The 17,511-nt window shown below is 26.5% G+C and carries 16 protein-coding genes; 7 read left to right on the top strand and 9 right to left on the bottom strand.

Features of this window, described 5'->3' with window-relative positions; all coding sequences use genetic code 4:
• Together holA and ACR82Z_RS02370 are read left to right on the top strand one after the other, a co-directional pair.
• Entirely contained in the window at positions 1–936 is a 936-nt protein-coding gene (gene holA / locus ACR82Z_RS02375; RefSeq protein ID WP_435130610.1) for a DNA polymerase III subunit delta, read from the top strand.
• Positions 896–2,149 (top strand): hypothetical protein, encoded by a 1,254-nt coding sequence (locus ACR82Z_RS02370; RefSeq protein ID WP_435130608.1) that lies wholly within the window; start codon positions 896–898, stop codon positions 2,147–2,149. Before holA ends, ACR82Z_RS02370 begins: the two co-directional genes overlap by 41 nt.
• Here ACR82Z_RS02370 and ACR82Z_RS02365 read toward each other — a convergent pair.
• Together ACR82Z_RS02365 and ACR82Z_RS02360 are read right to left on the bottom strand one after the other, a co-directional pair.
• Positions 2,142–3,068 (bottom strand): nucleotidyltransferase, encoded by a 927-nt coding sequence (locus tag ACR82Z_RS02365; RefSeq protein ID WP_435130606.1) that lies wholly within the window; start codon positions 3,066–3,068, stop codon positions 2,142–2,144. The two genes, ACR82Z_RS02370 and ACR82Z_RS02365, sit on opposite strands and share 8 nt — an antisense overlap.
• A 47-nt stretch (positions 3,069–3,115) precedes the next feature.
• Positions 3,116–4,303 carry a phosphopentomutase gene (locus ACR82Z_RS02360; RefSeq protein ID WP_435130604.1) on the bottom strand — a complete coding sequence of 396 codons (1,188 nt, stop codon included), beginning with the start codon at positions 4,301–4,303 and terminating at the stop codon, positions 3,116–3,118.
• A gap of 719 nt (positions 4,304–5,022) precedes the next feature.
• On the opposite strand from ACR82Z_RS02360, the gene ACR82Z_RS02355 reads away from it, so the two are divergent.
• The gene (locus ACR82Z_RS02355; RefSeq protein ID WP_435130602.1) at positions 5,023–7,035 is read left to right on the top strand and encodes a S8 family serine peptidase; all 2,013 of its coding nucleotides are present in this window, start codon (positions 5,023–5,025) and stop codon (positions 7,033–7,035) included.
• Position 7,036: 1 nt separating this feature from the next.
• A complete protein-coding gene (locus tag ACR82Z_RS02350) occupies positions 7,037–7,801 on the top strand; it encodes a hypothetical protein (protein WP_435130601.1) in 765 nt (254 codons plus the stop codon).
• A gap of 258 nt (positions 7,802–8,059) precedes the next feature.
• On the opposite strand, the gene ACR82Z_RS02345 is transcribed toward ACR82Z_RS02350, so the two are convergent.
• The gene (locus ACR82Z_RS02345; RefSeq protein WP_435130599.1) at positions 8,060–9,196 is read right to left on the bottom strand and encodes a restriction endonuclease subunit S; all 1,137 of its coding nucleotides are present in this window, start codon (positions 9,194–9,196) and stop codon (positions 8,060–8,062) included.
• Between the two features lie 215 nt (positions 9,197–9,411).
• Here ACR82Z_RS02345 and ACR82Z_RS02340 point away from each other — a divergent pair, with 215 nt between their 5' ends.
• From ACR82Z_RS02340 to rpmE, 3 genes are all read left to right on the top strand, one after another.
• The gene (locus ACR82Z_RS02340) at positions 9,412–10,005 is read left to right on the top strand and encodes an FMN-dependent NADH-azoreductase (RefSeq protein WP_435130597.1); all 594 of its coding nucleotides are present in this window, start codon (positions 9,412–9,414) and stop codon (positions 10,003–10,005) included.
• Positions 10,006–10,192: 187 nt separating this feature from the next.
• On the top strand, positions 10,193–10,792 hold the full coding sequence (gene rpsD, locus ACR82Z_RS02335; protein WP_435130595.1) for a 30S ribosomal protein S4: 600 nt from the start codon (positions 10,193–10,195) through the stop codon (positions 10,790–10,792).
• A 12-nt stretch (positions 10,793–10,804) separates the two neighbouring features.
• Positions 10,805–11,017: a 50S ribosomal protein L31 gene (rpmE, locus tag ACR82Z_RS02330; RefSeq protein ID WP_435130593.1), complete on the top strand. Its 213-nt coding sequence runs from the start codon at positions 10,805–10,807 to the stop codon at positions 11,015–11,017.
• Between the two features lie 59 nt (positions 11,018–11,076).
• On the opposite strand, the gene ACR82Z_RS02325 is transcribed toward rpmE, so the two are convergent.
• The 6 genes from ACR82Z_RS02325 to ACR82Z_RS02300 form a co-directional block, all read right to left on the bottom strand.
• Complete coding sequence (locus tag ACR82Z_RS02325) at positions 11,077–12,213, bottom strand: YhjD/YihY/BrkB family envelope integrity protein (RefSeq protein ID WP_435130591.1); 1,137 nt, start codon at positions 12,211–12,213, stop codon at positions 11,077–11,079.
• Complete coding sequence (gene gatB, locus ACR82Z_RS02320; RefSeq protein ID WP_435130589.1) at positions 12,194–13,618, bottom strand: Asp-tRNA(Asn)/Glu-tRNA(Gln) amidotransferase subunit GatB; 1,425 nt, start codon at positions 13,616–13,618, stop codon at positions 12,194–12,196. Before gatB ends, ACR82Z_RS02325 begins: the two co-directional genes overlap by 20 nt.
• A complete protein-coding gene (locus ACR82Z_RS02315) occupies positions 13,611–14,936 on the bottom strand; it encodes an amidase family protein (protein WP_435130587.1) in 1,326 nt (441 codons plus the stop codon). Before ACR82Z_RS02315 ends, gatB begins: the two co-directional genes overlap by 8 nt.
• Positions 14,936–15,238 (bottom strand): Asp-tRNA(Asn)/Glu-tRNA(Gln) amidotransferase subunit GatC, encoded by a 303-nt coding sequence (locus ACR82Z_RS02310; protein WP_435130585.1) that lies wholly within the window; start codon positions 15,236–15,238, stop codon positions 14,936–14,938. The genes ACR82Z_RS02315 and ACR82Z_RS02310 overlap by 1 nt, the downstream gene beginning before the upstream one ends.
• Before the next feature lie 7 nt (positions 15,239–15,245).
• On the bottom strand, positions 15,246–16,079 hold the full coding sequence (locus tag ACR82Z_RS02305; protein ID WP_435130583.1) for a pseudouridine synthase: 834 nt from the start codon (positions 16,077–16,079) through the stop codon (positions 15,246–15,248).
• 126 nt (positions 16,080–16,205) lie between these two features.
• The gene (locus tag ACR82Z_RS02300) at positions 16,206–17,441 is read right to left on the bottom strand and encodes a hypothetical protein (RefSeq protein WP_435130581.1); all 1,236 of its coding nucleotides are present in this window, start codon (positions 17,439–17,441) and stop codon (positions 16,206–16,208) included.
• Positions 17,442–17,511: the final 70 nt, after the last annotated feature.

Below are 17,511 nucleotides of genomic sequence, written 5' to 3'. Positions count from 1 at the left end.
ATGCATTTTATAATAGGTGATGAAGAGTTTTTTATAAATCGCGAAATTAATAAAATTAAGGAAAAATTTTTAGATGAAAATATCTTTACTTATCGTGAAAATTATAATTTACTTGAAATTTTAGATGAAATTTCAAGTGAAAATTTGTTTGAGCAACCGAAATTATTTATCGTTTATAATCTTAATCTATTAACTGCAACAAAAACTTCCGAAAAAGACAAAGAAATAATCGAATATTTTAAAAAAGTATTTATGCGACAGAACAAAAATGCTTTGATTTTAGTATTAAATCAAATTAAATATGCAAGAAATAATTTAACAGATTTTATTTTGAGCGCTTTTAAAGTTATAGAACTACATAAAATAAATAAGTATGAAATAAGAACACAGATAGGTAATTTTATTCGTTCTAAGGGAACAAAAATATCACAAAGTAACTTAATTTACTTGCTTGAAAAATTACCAGAAAACTTATTTATCATCCAAAATGAAGTTGAGAAAATGACTTCATATACCGATAATTTAACTAAGGATATTATTGACGATTTTATATCAGACTATAAGTTAAACAACCAATTTGCTTTTATAAATTCGATAGAAAGTAAAGATGTAGGTAAAATTTATCAAAAATACCTTGAACGCAGTAGTGAAGGTGATAATGAAATAACTTTAATGTCACAGATTTTTAGTATTTTTTCACTTGCAGATAGGGTTTATAATCTCAAAGAACTTGAATATACTGATTATGATATAATGCAACAAACAAAATTGCAAGATTGAAGGTATAAGAAGATTTTGCAAGTTATAAAATTATACGGAATTAAAAAGATTCATAATATTTTAATAAACCTTGCCGAGTTAGATATCCAACTAAAAAGTTCGGAGGTTCCAAGTAATGTATTATTCGAGATATTCTTGATCACAAACTTCACATAATTTTGATAATAAGCACTTTGTATTTTTAGATGGTGAAGTAATAACAAAAAGTAACTATCAAAAAAACCAAGAATATTATGATTCGGTATTCTTTCACCTTAAAAACACATCTAAATCATTAACGAAATTTGTTGTTGTTATCCCTGATATATATTTATATTTTTTTAATGAAGAATTTATGTATATTGAAAAAAGTTCAAAATATACACTTGAAAATAAAAAAGAGAAAGAAAGAAAATTGAAATTATTACAAAATTTTCTTTCTTTGATTTTGCAATTTAAAAATATTTCTATTGCTTGTGAGTTGAACTTTAGTAATATTTTAGTTATTGCAAATGCAATTAACCGAAACGAAAACATTCTTGATGATTCAGAAGATAGTCAAACAATACAAAAAACGCTAACATCGACACAGAATGTTATATATGAAGATATGTTAGTAACAAAAAACCTAGATTTAAGTAAATTTGATCCTAGTAAAAATGAATTAAGAGATAACTTAATTTTAATTACTAAGAAATATTCCGAAGTATTCAACAATGATACTTTAATGCTAAAAAACATCTCATCTAAGATAAATAAAATTAATAAAAAAGACAAAGAAGAAATAACTAATTACTTAAAAAAAACATTATATGCATTTAAAAGTTTATATAATCGATTAATATATATCCATGAAGAAAACGAAAGTAATTTGTCTATTTTTGAAACATTTCAAGTTTTTGATGATTACCTATATGATTTTAAGATTTCATCGAACTATAATCATACATTTAAAGCAATTATAAAAACTTTTAAATCAAAATACACTACTATCTTTGATTTAAAAAAGTTTATGGTTTTTGAAAAATCAGGATATTTTTATTTAATAGATAAAATAAAACTTTTAATTAAATTATCTTGCTTGATTCCTAATAATATTGGATTTATTTTAAGACATCTAACATTAAATGAAAATTCTATAAAACCATTGTCACAAGTTAATTATTATCAAATTTTAACTTCATATTTTATTAATCAATGTGAACAAAAAACTTTTTATTTTCATTATCCAATAGCGAAAATTGTAAAAATCACAGTTTTTAATAACCTGTTTATTCCATATATATGTAATTTTAAAATAACTGTTGATTCAATTAAGAAAACTATGATTTTTAACACAAATGATATTCCTTATAAAAATATCAATGCATATTCTATTAAAATTAAATAACGAATTTCTTAATTTTAAGAAGAACATATAAATATGTTCTTTTTATTCTACTTGCAGTATATCTTTTGCTCACACATGCTTGGATAAAACTTTGATAATCTGGTTGTTCAATATGCTTTTTAAAAAGATTTTCAATTCCTTCAGTTACCATATGAAATTGAGATATTTTGGATGCTGATAGTTTTCTTACAATCTTTTGAAATTTTGGATAAGTATTTTCTATAAGAAATTTCGGCTTGATTTTATTTATATCAAAAGGAGAAAAAGGCTTTATACTTTGATTTTCTTTAAGCATTGCTCTTAATTTTGTCGCACTAGCAAAATTATTACTTATTTGTTCGCTATGAAATCCGATGGTACGTTTTAAGCAAATAGGGATAATTTTAAAATTATTATTTATTATAGTTTTAACATACTCTAAACCTAGAATATCATTAGGTTGATTAATTTCAAATCCACTTAATTTGCTTAATGCTAAATTTGTTGCTCTCGGAAAACTATTACCTTTTTGTTTTAGGTATTTTTTAACAAGTTGGTTATATTTTTCTTGATTATTCTTAATTATTTGAGCAACATTGATAAAAGTGTTTATATCATCTGTTTCAGAACCAAAAACAAGATAATCAATATTTGCTTTATTAAGCAACTTAATGGCTTCTGAAGCAAAAATATGTGCAGCTTGTGCTGAGATTTTGTTATTTATTTTAATAACTTTATAAATTCCATATTTTTTAGCCATTTTCTTTCTTTGATAAAAAGGTAAGCAAATTATTTCACCACGTTGTGAATATTTATACGACATCGCTATGATTATTTTTGCATTAGGAAATTTTTCTTTAATTCAATTAATTTGATAAATATGTCCATTATGCATCGGATTATATTCAACTACAATTCCTACTTTAATTTGCTTATTCATATTTAAATTATAATCATTTTTAAAAATACAGCAATACTGCTGTATTTTTAAACTAACTCGTCAAAGATATCATCTCCGGTTTCAGTGACTATATCAACATCGAAATTACGTGCTACAATGTTTCCTAATGTTCCTAAACCGTTAAAGTTAGTTAAAACCTTTGGAGATTTAAATGACTTAGAGAAAATAGTTGCTGGCAGTAATTCCCGGGTATGGTTGAATCCTGGATAGGTTGGATCATTTCCATGATCAGAAGTTATAATCAATAAATCATCTTCACGCATTACATTGATTAACTTAGCAAGTTTTGTATCTAAATTAGCTATATTTTGTGCATATCCATGCACATTACGACGGTGTCCAAAATGCGAATCAAATTGTACAAGATTAGTGAAAATAAATTGATTTTCACCATCTTTTGTCGCTAAATCAATTGTAATATCCATCCCATTTGCATCACCTTCGGATGGAAAGTGCTTAGAAATTCCACTGCCTACAAATATATCATTAATTTTACCAACTGAAATAACTTCAATACCTTTGTTATATAAACTATTTAAAATAGTATAACCTGGTGCGTTAGCATAATCATGTCGGTTAAAAGTTCTTTCAAAACTACCAAAATCACCTATATAAGGACGACATATAATTCTACCAACATTTCATTCAGATTTTGATGAACAAATTTCACGCGCTGCTTTAGCATAACGATATAAGTTATCTAAACCAGTTCAAGCTTCATGAGCACAAATTTGTAATACCGAATCCATTGATGTATATACTATAATAGCACCACGTTCTTTTTCTTCGTGGGCTAATTCATTAATGATTTCGGTTCCAGAAGCAGCTTTGTTTCCTACAATTGGTCTTCCATCAAAAGCCTTTGATAACTCATCAATTAATTCTTGTGGGAATCCATTTTCAGTAAATGTAGGAAACGGAGTATTAGTTTTAACCCCCATCATTTCTCAATGTCCAGCTAGTGTATCTTTTGCATTTGAAACTTCTTGAACTTTAGCCATATATGCAAGTGGCTTACGAACATAATAATTTCCGTTAAGATTAGCAATATTACCGATACCTAATTTTTTTCAAGTATCAATTTGAAATTCTTCAACCATTGAAGCAGATCGAATAGTGTTTGCGCCAGCATCACCGAATTTAATTTGATCTTTATCCGGACCAATTCCTAAACCGTCTGTTACAATCATAAAAATACGTCTAAATTTTGCCATAATTGCTCCTGTATTTATATTTTAATATTAATTATATTTTACTCCTTTTTTAGCAGATTTAGCAGAATAAAATAACTGATAAATTACTAATATTGTAAGTTATCATATTTTATGTTTAAATTCTTGTGTATTCTAACCTAAATAAACATTTTTTCTAATAATTTTTTCTTAATATTTTTAAGAATAGTTAACTTACGCTTGAAGATTAAAAAAGTAGTAAGAAAAAAAATACCTTAAAATTCTGTTTACCTCTATAAACAATAGGTAAACAGAATTTTCACCATCAAAACGGGAAATACAGGAAAAACACATAAACAAGAAAGTATAAAACTAACAGATTTAACTTTGTATCGTTGCAGCAAATAGCTGTGGCGATTTTGATTTAAATTTGTTTATATTTTTATTAAGTATTAATCATCTCATATTATACTCATTAATACCAAATATTTGTTCATAAGTTATTTTTATATAACCTACATGACTTAAACATTTAGATTTTAAGTTTGAAAATCAGTAATTGATTTCACAAATGTCTAAAATTTTTTAATTTTTTATCTTAATTCTTGTTAAACTTCCTTTTCATAGATTTTGCACATTTTCTAAATTTTTTAATATATTTTAAATTATTTTTTCTAATTTCACCTTTTTTTTATGTAGAATAAGAATGTTAAGAAATTGAAGAAAAATTTATTTATTACTTAAACATAAAAGGAGTAAATATGAAAAAGCAAATTAAAAAAATATTTTTATTTAGTAGTATTTTAACTACATCAGTTGCTAGTATACCAGCATTAACAGCTACAAATGTGTTAAAAAATCAAGAAAAACCTTGATATTTAGGATATCAAAATAATAAATTAGAAGTTCGTATAAACAAAAACGGACAACTATTTAATTCTGTGAGGAATGTTCCTGTAAACAATAATTATGAATTAAAACTTTTATTAAATTATGAAGCAGAAAATTCAGTTATGGATGAAAAATGAACTGTCCAAAAAAATAATGAATTCATAGAAAACATTAAAAAATCAAATTTATATTTCAAAAGCTATCAAACAAGCTCGATGATGCCGATCGTTTGATTCTATTTTGATAATGAAAATCAAAGAAAAGAATTTGTCAAAAGTATTATAGAAAAAAAAGAAATTTATAAAGGTATTGTATTTCCAAACGAAATACAAAATATTCAATTATCTAATACAACGAATTCACGCAAGCAAAAAGTTATTGATTGAGATATTTACTATGATAGGGATATTACAATCGATAACACAAAAGATTTAGAAATAGTAAATTTTAAGAAGCAAATAGAAAGAGAGAATAGAAGATATTACAATAACTTAGGGAATGTTGGAGTTTTAGAAGTAATAGGGAGATTAGATGAAACTAAACTACAAAATTTTAATAGATTTGGTATTGAGATAAACGAAACTCCAGATTTTGCAATTACCCATCATGCAAATGAAGTTTCAAATATAACAGCAGGCGAAAAAGGATATGATAGATATTCTAAACTTATCTTTTCTGCCTTTATAGAAGATTCTGAATGACAAAAAGGTATTGAATGAATGGTTAAAGATAAAAAGGTTAGGGTTATAAACCATAGCTACGGTTATACAATTGATGATGCGCATCCAATATATAATGAAAAAAACCTATTTTTAGATTATATATCTAGAAAATATGGAGTTGTAAATATATTTTCATCAGGTAACGGTAACAATAAAAAAGAAAAAGAAAACGAATGATTAAATGGATATAAACTTTCCCTTAATAATTTAGTTGTAGGAGCTCTTGATTTTAGTAATTGAGCACAAAAACCTACCGAAACGATAGCAAAATATTCTAATTATTTATTACCTAAAAGTTTTACATCCACTTCTAAACCTAATGTGGTTGCTCCAGGATATTTATATAAAAGATGGCATAAAAATAGTAAAGGTGAGTGAAATTACTTAGATACACAAGGTACAAGCTTTGCATTTCCTGTTGTTACAGGTTTAGTTTCAACATTATTAAGAGAAAGAGATTTCTTAGACAAAGACAAAATTAGATTACAATCTATAAAATCGATTATAGGTGCTTCATCAAGAACCCCAAAAGTAAATAATCTCAATTATAAAGCGAATGGATATACAGAAAAATATGGTTCTGGTATTGTAGATTTTGAAAATATGTTAGAAGCAGCCGATAATTTAGTAACTAAAGAAGTTTCAAAATCTGATAATGATTTTGTTTTGTTTACTAGAGAATTCTATGTTCAAAAAGATAAAAAAATCAAGGGAGCAAGTTCTTGATTGTTCAATTCAGGTTTATTAAAAGAACATGAAAATTTACCTACATACAATGCAAATGTAAATTGATGATGGTTTTTAGGAGTTTTAGGTGGTGTTATAGCTAATTCAGTTGAAGGAGCAAGGTTAGCAAAAGAAAAAGCAGAATGAAAAAATAGTCATATTAATGAAGAAAGATTGAATCTAAAAACAATAAATCAAAAACAAAATGATAAACTATTTTCTGATTATGATTTATATTTAGAAAAAAAAGATAGTTCTGGAAAATGAACTGTTGTAAAAAGCATCATATCAAGTGACTCTAACGATGAAATACTTGAGTATGTAACTCCTGAATCAGGTATATATCGATTAAAAGTTAAAAAATATTCTGATGTTTTATTTGATAATTCAATCAATGATAGTTTAGCATTAACATATACCATACAGGAAAAATAATATGAAGAATTTTATAAAAAAATGAATTTTTCCTTTTTCTGCATTAACATCATTGGTTGTTGCTAGTTGTACAAATAACACAAACAATAATAAAGAATATGATGAATACGATTTAAAAAGATTTTATGTATATGTAGATGAATATCAAAGACTAAATGATATTAAGAAAATTAAAGAAAATTACTTTTATTATTTGTGAGAAAATAACAAAGAAAATAACGGGATGTTTCAACCCTTATTCAAAGACAAATATGTATTTATTAAATCAGTAGATGAACTCAATAAATTATTTTTAGATAAATTTAATTTAAATTATGTTAAGAAATATTATCAAACATTTAAAGACAAAGTTAATTTTGACATAAATACTTTAACAGAAGAAAAACTAAAACAAATTAACAAAGAAGAGTTTCAAAATATTTATTTAAACAACGAAGATATTAATGAATTCTTCAAGAGTAAGAATTTGTTAATGTATGAAACAAGAAACCAGAATTCTCAGATTTCACAATATAATTTAGTCCCAGATTACATAAATGACGACACAGAAAATTTACATTTTTGACTTATTAATTTAGAACAAATAGGTGTTAAATATATGGCTGAAGAAAGTTCGCGAAAAAGTCGTATAACTATGAATGTAAAATACATTGATAAATCTAAAACCATAACAGCTAATATAAACCCTAGTAATCAGCAGGTAAAAGACCTTTATGAATATTTACCTAAGGAAATAAGTTTTGTATTTCCTATGTCTAAAACATAAAACCACAAAAACAGGATGTTGGTGTGATATTGTACCAACATCCTGTTTGTTATCATTATATTGCTTTCGGAAAGGAAGTAATATCCCTAGCACTATTTATAATTTAGATACAGGTGAAATAATTAAAAGATAATAAGCAAGTAACAACTTAGTTGTTATAAAATTAAACACTACATCAGAGGGTTTGTGATGTAGTGTTTTGTTTAAACAAACATTTTATCTAACATTGTCTTTTTGATATTCTCTAAAGCAGTTAACTTACGCTGATGAAGTGAAAGGATAGAGTCTAGGGAAGTGAAAAGATGGGAGATTTTTTGTTGTCTCGAGGACACTTGAAGTTACCTTTATAGTAATATCAGCAACAGTGTTATTCATTAATTTTGGATTTCCTGCTCTCATTACAAATTTAAATGACTCGTTTTTGTAATGAGTGAGCAAGAAATAAGTTAGGTTTATATTTTTTTCTCTAATAAAACACCTACAAATATTTATACTATAAAATTTTCCCTCTCTATAATTTACAGTTCCTGCGTTTGCTCCATCGGTGGTTCATGTAATAGCATCTTCAAAAAGAAATTTTTTATAATAACCGAGTAGTCCGTTATTAAGTGTTTGCGATGAATAAACTGGGTATATATTTTCTCCATTTTGACTTTGAAAAATATCCTTAGTTGCTAAAACATAACCACGTGTTATATTAAAGAGTTCTTTAATTTGATCCTGTTCTCAAGCGTGAGTAAATTCCGAAAAACGAATATTAGGAAATTTTGAATTTTGATCAGGGAACATTTTAGATAGCAATGTAGACTTAATATTCATTAAAAAGTCATATTTTTGCTGATGAAGTGTAAGGTAAGAATCTAAGGAAGTTAAAAGTTGGGAGATTTTTTGTTGTTCAGTTGTATTTTTAGGTTTTTTAAAAGTAATATTACTAAAATTTCCTAGTGTAATTGTTGGTATTGTACCAACAGTAACATTTTTAAGCGTTTGAGAATGAACATTTCATGTTTTTAGTAAATAATATACAAATTCCAGGTTAAATTTATTTCTTATTTCTATCCCTAAAATACCTTGTTTTGTGCAAAGGGGTATTTTATTGATAGAAACATTTCCAATAGTAGCTCCATTTGTAAAAATTATGCTATCTTTTTTAATCATTCATGCAGAAGAATTTTTTAAACCTTCTTCAGTAATAAAATTATTTGTTTGATAAACATATTTGCTTGATGTATCTTCTATTTTTAAAAAAGGAATTTTTCCATTTTTATAATAATTCTCTATGTTTGTATTTGGGGTTCCGCCCTCAGAAGCATAATCGTAAATGTTTCCCAAGAGATCCTCTTCTCAATCACTAGTAAATTCTTTAAATCTTATTTCAGGTATTTTTTTGTTCATCTCTACCACCTTTGAATATATATTATAAATTATTTTATATAACTTGTTTGTTATTTATAAAATTCGATACAAAATATAAATATATCTAGTAATTAAAACTCCACTCTTAATCAACTACAAAACAAAAAACAAAAAATAACCTATAAAAATGTAAGTTTTTTTATACTTTTTAGAAAAATAGTATAATAATATCCTAAATAAATAAAGGAGAATTAATGCAAAAAATATTACTTTTAGACGGTAATTTAATTAACAAGGATCATTCATCATATACCGGTGATACTATGGATTATCTTGAAACAAAATTTAAAAGTGAAGGTAAAGATGTTAAAAGATTTGATCTAAATGAAACTCATGGAGACATCTTTTTAACCAAAAAAACATATCCTGATTATTGAAAACAAATTGATTCGGATAAGTGAATTAATTTATTAAAAGAAACTGATTTAGTAGTTATTTCTACATCAATGATTAACTTTGCTGCTTCAGTTGTAGTTAAAAACTTTATTGACAGTGTTTCGTTAGCTGATAAAACTTTTTCATATAAATATTCTAAAAAAGGTGAAGCAATTGGATTATTAGATCACCTTAATGTTTTAATTATTGCTTCACAAGGAGCGCCACAAGATTGGTATCAATGAGGTTCACATGTTTCATGACTTGAAGGAACATGAAAATTCCTAGGTGCTAAAAATGTACAAATCTACCGAATTAACGGAACTAAGGTAAAACCTATTTCAGAAGAAAAAGCTACAGTTTATGTAGATAACCACAAACATGAAATTGATCATGTTCTTGCAAAATTCTAATCATTTAATTTTTATAAAAACAAAATTGTGATAGAATTAAGAAGCATAAATTAGCAGCAGTTTGTTATTGTTTTGTATAAATTTAACGCGTATAACTTGTTAGTAGATAAAGCTGAATTTTGAAAGCATTAAGTTAAAGTTATTAAACAAGAAATAAACCCTCTTCTATATGCAGAAAAGAGGATAAATGTCAAGATATACTGGACCAGTATTTAAAAAATCACGTCGTCTTGGTTTTTCAATATTAGAAACTGGAAAAGAGTTTTCTAAAGGTAGAAAAAGAACATATGCACCAGGACAACACGGAAATAAAAAAGTTAAACTATCAGATTACGGATTGCACTTATATGAAAAGCAAAAAGTAAAACACCTATTTGGACTTAACGAAAAACAACTTCGTAAAACTTTTGAAAGAGCAACCAAATTAAAAGGTGTTACAGGTACCAACTTCCTACAATTATTAGAATTACGTTTAGATAACCTTGTTTATCGTGCCGGATTCGCTTCAACACGTAGACAAGCTCGTCAATTAGTTAACCATAATCATTTCACCTTAAATGGTAAAAAAGCTAATATTCCTTCAATAACTGTATCAGTAGGAGATGTTATTGAATTAAAAGAAAAATCAAGAGCAAATGTACAAATTACTGAAAGTTTAGCAAATAAAGTAGCATCTGCTTGATTAACCAGAAAAGACTTTAGTGTGAAATTGGATCGCTTACCTGAAAGAACAGAAATTCACCCAGAAATTAAAGATTCATTAGTAGTTGAGTTCTACTCAAAATAATAAGGAATAAATATGAAAAAAGATTTACACCCAGATTACCATCAAGTTAAAGTAACTTGCTCAACATGTCAAAGTGAATTTCAATTCAATTCAACTAAAAAACATTTTACAGTTGATGTTTGTTCAGGATGTCATGCTGTATATACTGGAAACAGAACACAAGCAAAAGCAACTGGAAGAATTGATAGATTTAACAAACGTCTTGAAAAGAAGGCATCTAAATAATATTATAGATACCAATATTTGTGATTAATAAAAAACTTATCCATATCGATAAGTTTTTTTTAAAACCATCATGCCAAGGTTTTTTTTGGTATCGTCCTTGTATTAATATAACTTTTATAATATGCATTATTAAATGTAATTCCTAAAAACATAAAATACACAAACCAGTTCACAAAGAATCCGATACTAAAAAAGAATCCTACTGCTGCTCCATAGTTATTATTAGTAAATAATCTACTTAAATATGTATATGCGATAACTAAAATAACAGATGGAAGAGCAGAAATAATAACACCTTTGTAAATGCCTTTAAAATTTATTTTAAAGGAAGGAACAAATTTAAATAAATATAAAAATATTATGATAAAAAATATTATAGTAAAAATAATATATAACAAGTCGTTAACACCACTTCCATCAAGTCTGTGTGCATTGAATAAACGAGCCTGAATAAAGATATTAAGAGTAGACATTGTTCATAAAATTATAGCTACACCAAGCACAATAAACAAACCTTTTGCCTTATTACCTCAATACGTTCCTACTTTTTCGTGCGAATAAATTACATTATAAGAAGTGATAAGTTTTCCATAACCACCTGCTGCTATGTATAAAGCAGGTAAAGCTACAAAAGAACCAGGAATCAAGGTGTATAACTTTTGTAGCAAATTATTAACATGCATTTTACCAGGTGATGGGTTAAAGTATAAATCCCCACCTGGAATAAATTTATTAAAGATAGTAACATTAAAAAGTGCTTGAAAAGTACTAGTGTTACCATCTTTGTTTTCAACTGTTTCTTTATAAAAACTATCTACATAGTTTGTAAATGAACCAATGTTATCATTTATGGTAATGTTTAAAAAATAAACAATATAAATAACAGAAACAAAGGAAATTAACATATAAAAAGCAGTAGAGAGTCAAATAAAATTATATTCAGATGAAGAGAATTTATCATAAACATAGTTTACAACCTTACGACGCTTAACTTTTTGATTTTGGTTATAACTGCGAATCAAAATAAAAGCAAAAATACTAATAATTCCTTTGATAAAAAACTCATAAATCCAATAAAAGAAATCAAAGGTAGCAAAATAAACAATATTAAGATAAAATCTTTTATATATCTTTTTTGGTATTCGCATTTTAATTAGTTTTTTGTAACTAAGTGGTTTATTTTTTGAAGCGAGCATCGAGAACCTTAACTGCAATTTCGTTTGAAATTATCGGATTTACTTGTCCATTTGTCTGTTTCATTAAATTACCTAGCACAAACTTCAATACTTTTTCAGGCCGATTTAAGTATTCAGAAACTAATGCTGAATTATTTTCTATTATTGCTTGTAAATAATTTGTAATAAGTTTTGGATCTGAAATTTGTTTAAGTTGATGTTGGTCTAAAAGATCGTTGATATCAGAATCAAAGTTTACAAGTAAAGGAATCAATTTCTTTAGAGACTTACCTGAAATAACTCCTTGGTCTAAAAGTTGCATCGCCTTAGCAATATCCTCTACTTTTATCCCTAAATCATAGGATAAAACACCTTTTAAGTTAGCAAGTGAAACTATTTCAGCAAAAAATACTTTTGATAAAGCTTCTTTATTTTCATAAGGAATCAAATCAAAATACTGTGCTAATTTAATATCATCTAATAAGCTATTGATATAAATATTTTGAATTTTTAGACTTTGATATCTAACTCTTCGCTCAAGTGGTAGTTCTTTTAATACCACTGAATTAATAAATGCATCAGAAAGTTTGATATAAGGGATATTCGGTTCGGGGAAGTAGCGATAATCAACTGCTGCTGTTTTGGTTCGCATTATAACATTGACATTACTTTGATCATCAAATCTTTTAGTTTGTTGTAAAATTTCTTGTCCTAAAAGTAACTTACTTCTTTGTAATTTAATTTCATATTCAATTGCTTTTTTAATATTAGAAAGCGAATTCATATTTTTGATTTCAACTTTTGTACCGAATTTTTCTACACCATAAGGACGTAAAGAGATATTAATATCAGCACGTAAAGTTCCTTGCTCTAGTTTTCCCTCTGATATATCAAGTGACTGCACAGTCTTTTTAATCATATCTACATATGCTACTGCTTCATCGGAATTTTTTATCACAGGATATGTTACAATTTCAATCAGTGGAACTCCGGCACGATTGTAATCTAATAAAGTCCCTTGCTCACTGTGATGTTGACGTGCTGTATCCTCTTCTAAATGGATTCTTTCAATTGCGATACTTCGTATTTTATTATTTACTATGATATCAATTTTACCGTTTTTACCTATTGGACGGTAAAATTGAGTGATTTGATATCCTTTTGGTAAATCAGGATAAAAATAATTTTTACGGTCAAAATGTAATTGTGTATCAATTTGCATATTTAATGCTTTAGCAAGTGCAATAGCATACTTTACAGCCTGCTTATTAACTTGTGGTAAGGTCCCTGGATATCCTAAATCAATTTGATTTGCTGTGGTATTTACCGGTGCATTATAATCATTTAACATTGCAGAAAACATTTTAGTTTTAGTTTTTAATTCAACATGGATTTCAATTCCAATAATTGTTTCAAAATTATTCATGTTTTTCTCCGATTAGTTCTTCAAATCATTCTGCATATGCTAATAACTTTTTATCATCATAAATCTTGGTTTCTAATGCTATCGAAAATGGTAAATTCTGATGCTTTGCTAATGGTAATGTAATCGATGGATTCCCTGCTAAATTGGCAGTAGTTAAGATATAACTCATCACATCGTAGTCTTTAGGAGCATCAAAAGTAGGAGCAACTGCAGCAAAGGCTGGGAAAATAACTAAATCACCTTGATCTTGCAAGGATTTTCAATACTCAACTATTACCCTACGGGCTTTTTGTGCTTTAAATAACATTTCTTCAACATTTTCAGCATATAAAAAGTAACTACCTAGCGACAAGCGTTCTTGAACCATTTTTCCAAAGTGTTTTGAACGAGTACTACGAATAATTTCTTCTCATGAACTTGCATCAATACGATTTGCAAAACCGATACCTGTTAAATTAGCTAAATTTGAACTAGCTTCTGAATAGGAAATTATTTCATAAGCAGGTTTTACACATCTTAAAATATCTATATTTGGTTTAATTTTTTCTACTTTTATCCCTGTAGCAGATAACTTTTGCAACAATTGTTGATATGCATCATTGACATAATCTTCACAAAATTCAGAAAAATCAAGTGCAATAACACTGTTGGGTTTTCTTTTAACAACATCATTAATTTCAACATCCAAAGATGTCATATCTTTGTTATCTTTACCATATAAGACCTGTGACATTGCGATAATATCATTAACATTATGAGCAAAATAAGCAACTGTGTCAAGCGAAGATGCATAAGCATATAAACCGTAGCGGCTGATTGCTCCATATGATGGTTTAAATCCTGGGATTCCATTATAACTACCTGGTAATCTTACACTATCACCAGTATCAGAACCTAATGCAATCGAAATGTTTTCATTAAATGTAGCAACAGAACCTGATGAAGAACCACCTGCATAACGATTTTTATCTAACGGATTTGTTATTAACCCATATCCACTGTAAGTTCCAGTTCCACCGAGCGCTAATTCATCAAGATGTACTTTGGCAACAAAGTGTGCTCCATTAGCATAGAGTTTTTTTACCGCAGTTGCTGAATAACCTGGTTCAAAGTTTTCTAAAATTTTTGATGACCCTGATGTTGGAGCACATTTAGTTGCATAGTTATCTTTAATTGTTAAAACTGCTTTTGATAAACTCATATCTTTGGTATAAAAATCTGTATTATAAGGAAATAAGAACGCAACAGCATTGTTTTTATCATTTTTTAAATCATTGTATGCAGCATCATAATTTCCAAGATGTTTGATTCTACGCACTATTTTACCACCTTTGTCAACTTAATATAATCACCATCTGATTCAGGTGCATTAGATAATATTCTTGCTTTTGTAACGCGATCTTCTTCATTATATTCATCTTCTCTAAGAAAATCAATTTGATAACTTTCATTAATATGACTCATTGGTTTAACATTTGTTAAATCTAATTTATCAAAATATTTAATTTGTTTTTGCAGTTTATTTCAATTTTCAAGGATGTCATTAACTACTTGCTTGGTAGGTTCAAACATCAAAGTTTTAACAATTTCATTCAGTTTTTCTTTAGTAATTTTAATCATATTTCTCCTATCACTTTGCTGGTGCATAAAATTCAAAGTTATTTAAATAAGATAAATTACCAGATAAACCTACAAATTTTAAATAATATGAATGTAGCATCAATCTAGATGCTTTTTTACCACCATATTTCATATCACCATAAATTGGTTTACCTAGGAATTTTAATGATAAACGGATTTGATGTTTGCGTCCAGTCAGCAATTGTGCTATTTGCTTGTTGTTTTCTATTGAAAAGATAGTCTTAGCATATTTATAACCATCTTTAGCTTTAACTGATGTTTTAATTTTATTATTTTGCTTATCAAAATATAATTCAACTTCTTTATATACTTCATTAAAGTCACTTTTAAATAAATATTTTTTAATAAAATTGCTACTAGAAGCATTTAAAGTAACCAATGAAGCATAATTTTTAGCATATAAAATAATTCCACTGGTTTCTTTGTCTAAACGACCTACATGACTAGGTTTAAAACTATCAATTTGCTTATAATTAAGGTAAGAAAGAACTTGTTGATCTAAACTATGTTCATCACCATGAACCACTACTCCTGCTTGTTTATTAATTAAAAGAATATTATCATCTTCATATAAAATATTTAAATCAAATGATACTTTTTTAAAGGTATTTTTAAATATATCATTTATCCCATATACAACAATTTCATCATTTTCATTGATTATTAAATCTTTGCTTACTTTTCTACTATTATTAACTTTTATATCTTTTTTTCGAAAAAGCTTCTCTATCCGTGAAACTGGGACATTATTCAAATATTTAATTAAAAGCTTAAATAATGTTCGCCCTGAATCGTTATTTGTTGCACTAATTTCAAACATTTTACTCCTATATAAATTAAATTATACATTATTTTATCTTTTTGATCATTTGATGCTTTTATATAAGTTATAAATATATCAAAAATTACTTTTAATACTACAAATAAGCATTAAAAGTAATTTTAATTAATGATGTATTTTTTTATGTATCCGATAACGAGAAATAACCATTGCAATAAGGATGATAAAGAATAAAATTGCATAAAGGATGAACATATATTCAAATCCATATGAATCATCTAATCAAGTAAATATAACTAAGATTAAACAATAAAAAATGATTCGTATAATTAATGTCACAGCATTTTGTTTATTGAACTCATTTTTATCAAAAATTAAGTACAAATAATTATTTCCGATAGGAAATAGCAATGATTGTGATAGTTGCATAAATGAGTTTAAAATTATATATGTGATAAGCAGTGCTAATTTGTCTTCCTTTACAGCAAATAAAATCGGGATTCAAATAAGATTCAAAAGAGAAGCAACAATTGTAAGTCCCATAAACAACCGATTTCGTGATACTTTCTTTTTTGCTGTTATATAACCTAAAATCACACCGGTTCCTAATAAAGCTGAACCACCTATAATCATCGAAAATAAAAATGACCATTTTTTATAATCATATTTTATATAATTAAAAAACTGCAAAATCCCTGTTTGTTTAGGAAATAAGAATATCGAGAAAAATAAACCTAAACTAAGAGCAAAAATTCATTTTTCATATTTAATTTTTGCAACTTTATCTTGTGTATGTTCTTCAACTAACTTTAATGAATGCTGATTAGGCTTTAATAAAATAAAGAAAAATAAAGATATTGCAAATGTGATAATGTTAAAAATAACAACTGCAAAAAAAGGTCATGTAAATAAAAATAAAGTGAATAAAGGAGAGATGAATGTCGAAATCGCAATAGCTAATGCGTTTGTGATATTAAACATCGGAAGTTCTTTGCTTTGGTTTGCTAAATAATAGACAATATTTTTAAATGCTAAAATTCTGAATGAGTTGACTATACTAAATAAACCACTAGCAACTATTAAAGAATATGAAAGTGCTTTATCATGTGTTTTAAATGCAATGATTAAAACTATTAATAATATAAATATACTTGCTGAATCAGAAAAAATTAAAATATTTTTGGATTTGAATAACTTTATAATTTTTGGTCCGAAAATAAAAACAAATATCATCGGAACTTGAATTAAAATATAATAAAGAGTGATATATCACAAGTTATTTAAACTTTGAAAAATATATACTGATGCTCCGATTTGAAAACCTTGACTACCAAAAAATAATACAAAAACTGCAATAAATCAATAAATTTTATTAGTGATTTGTCTATTAATGCTCAGCATAAAATCTCCTTGTATTTATTATTTTACAACTTTATTTTTATTTTATTATTGTTAATGTAAAATTTAAACA

This window comes from Mycoplasma sp. 6243 (assembly GCF_051200785.1).
Taxonomy (GTDB): Bacteria; Bacillota_I; Bacilli_A; order Mycoplasmatales; family Metamycoplasmataceae; genus Mycoplasmopsis.
This window is presented reverse-complemented; position numbering and strand designations above follow the sequence as displayed.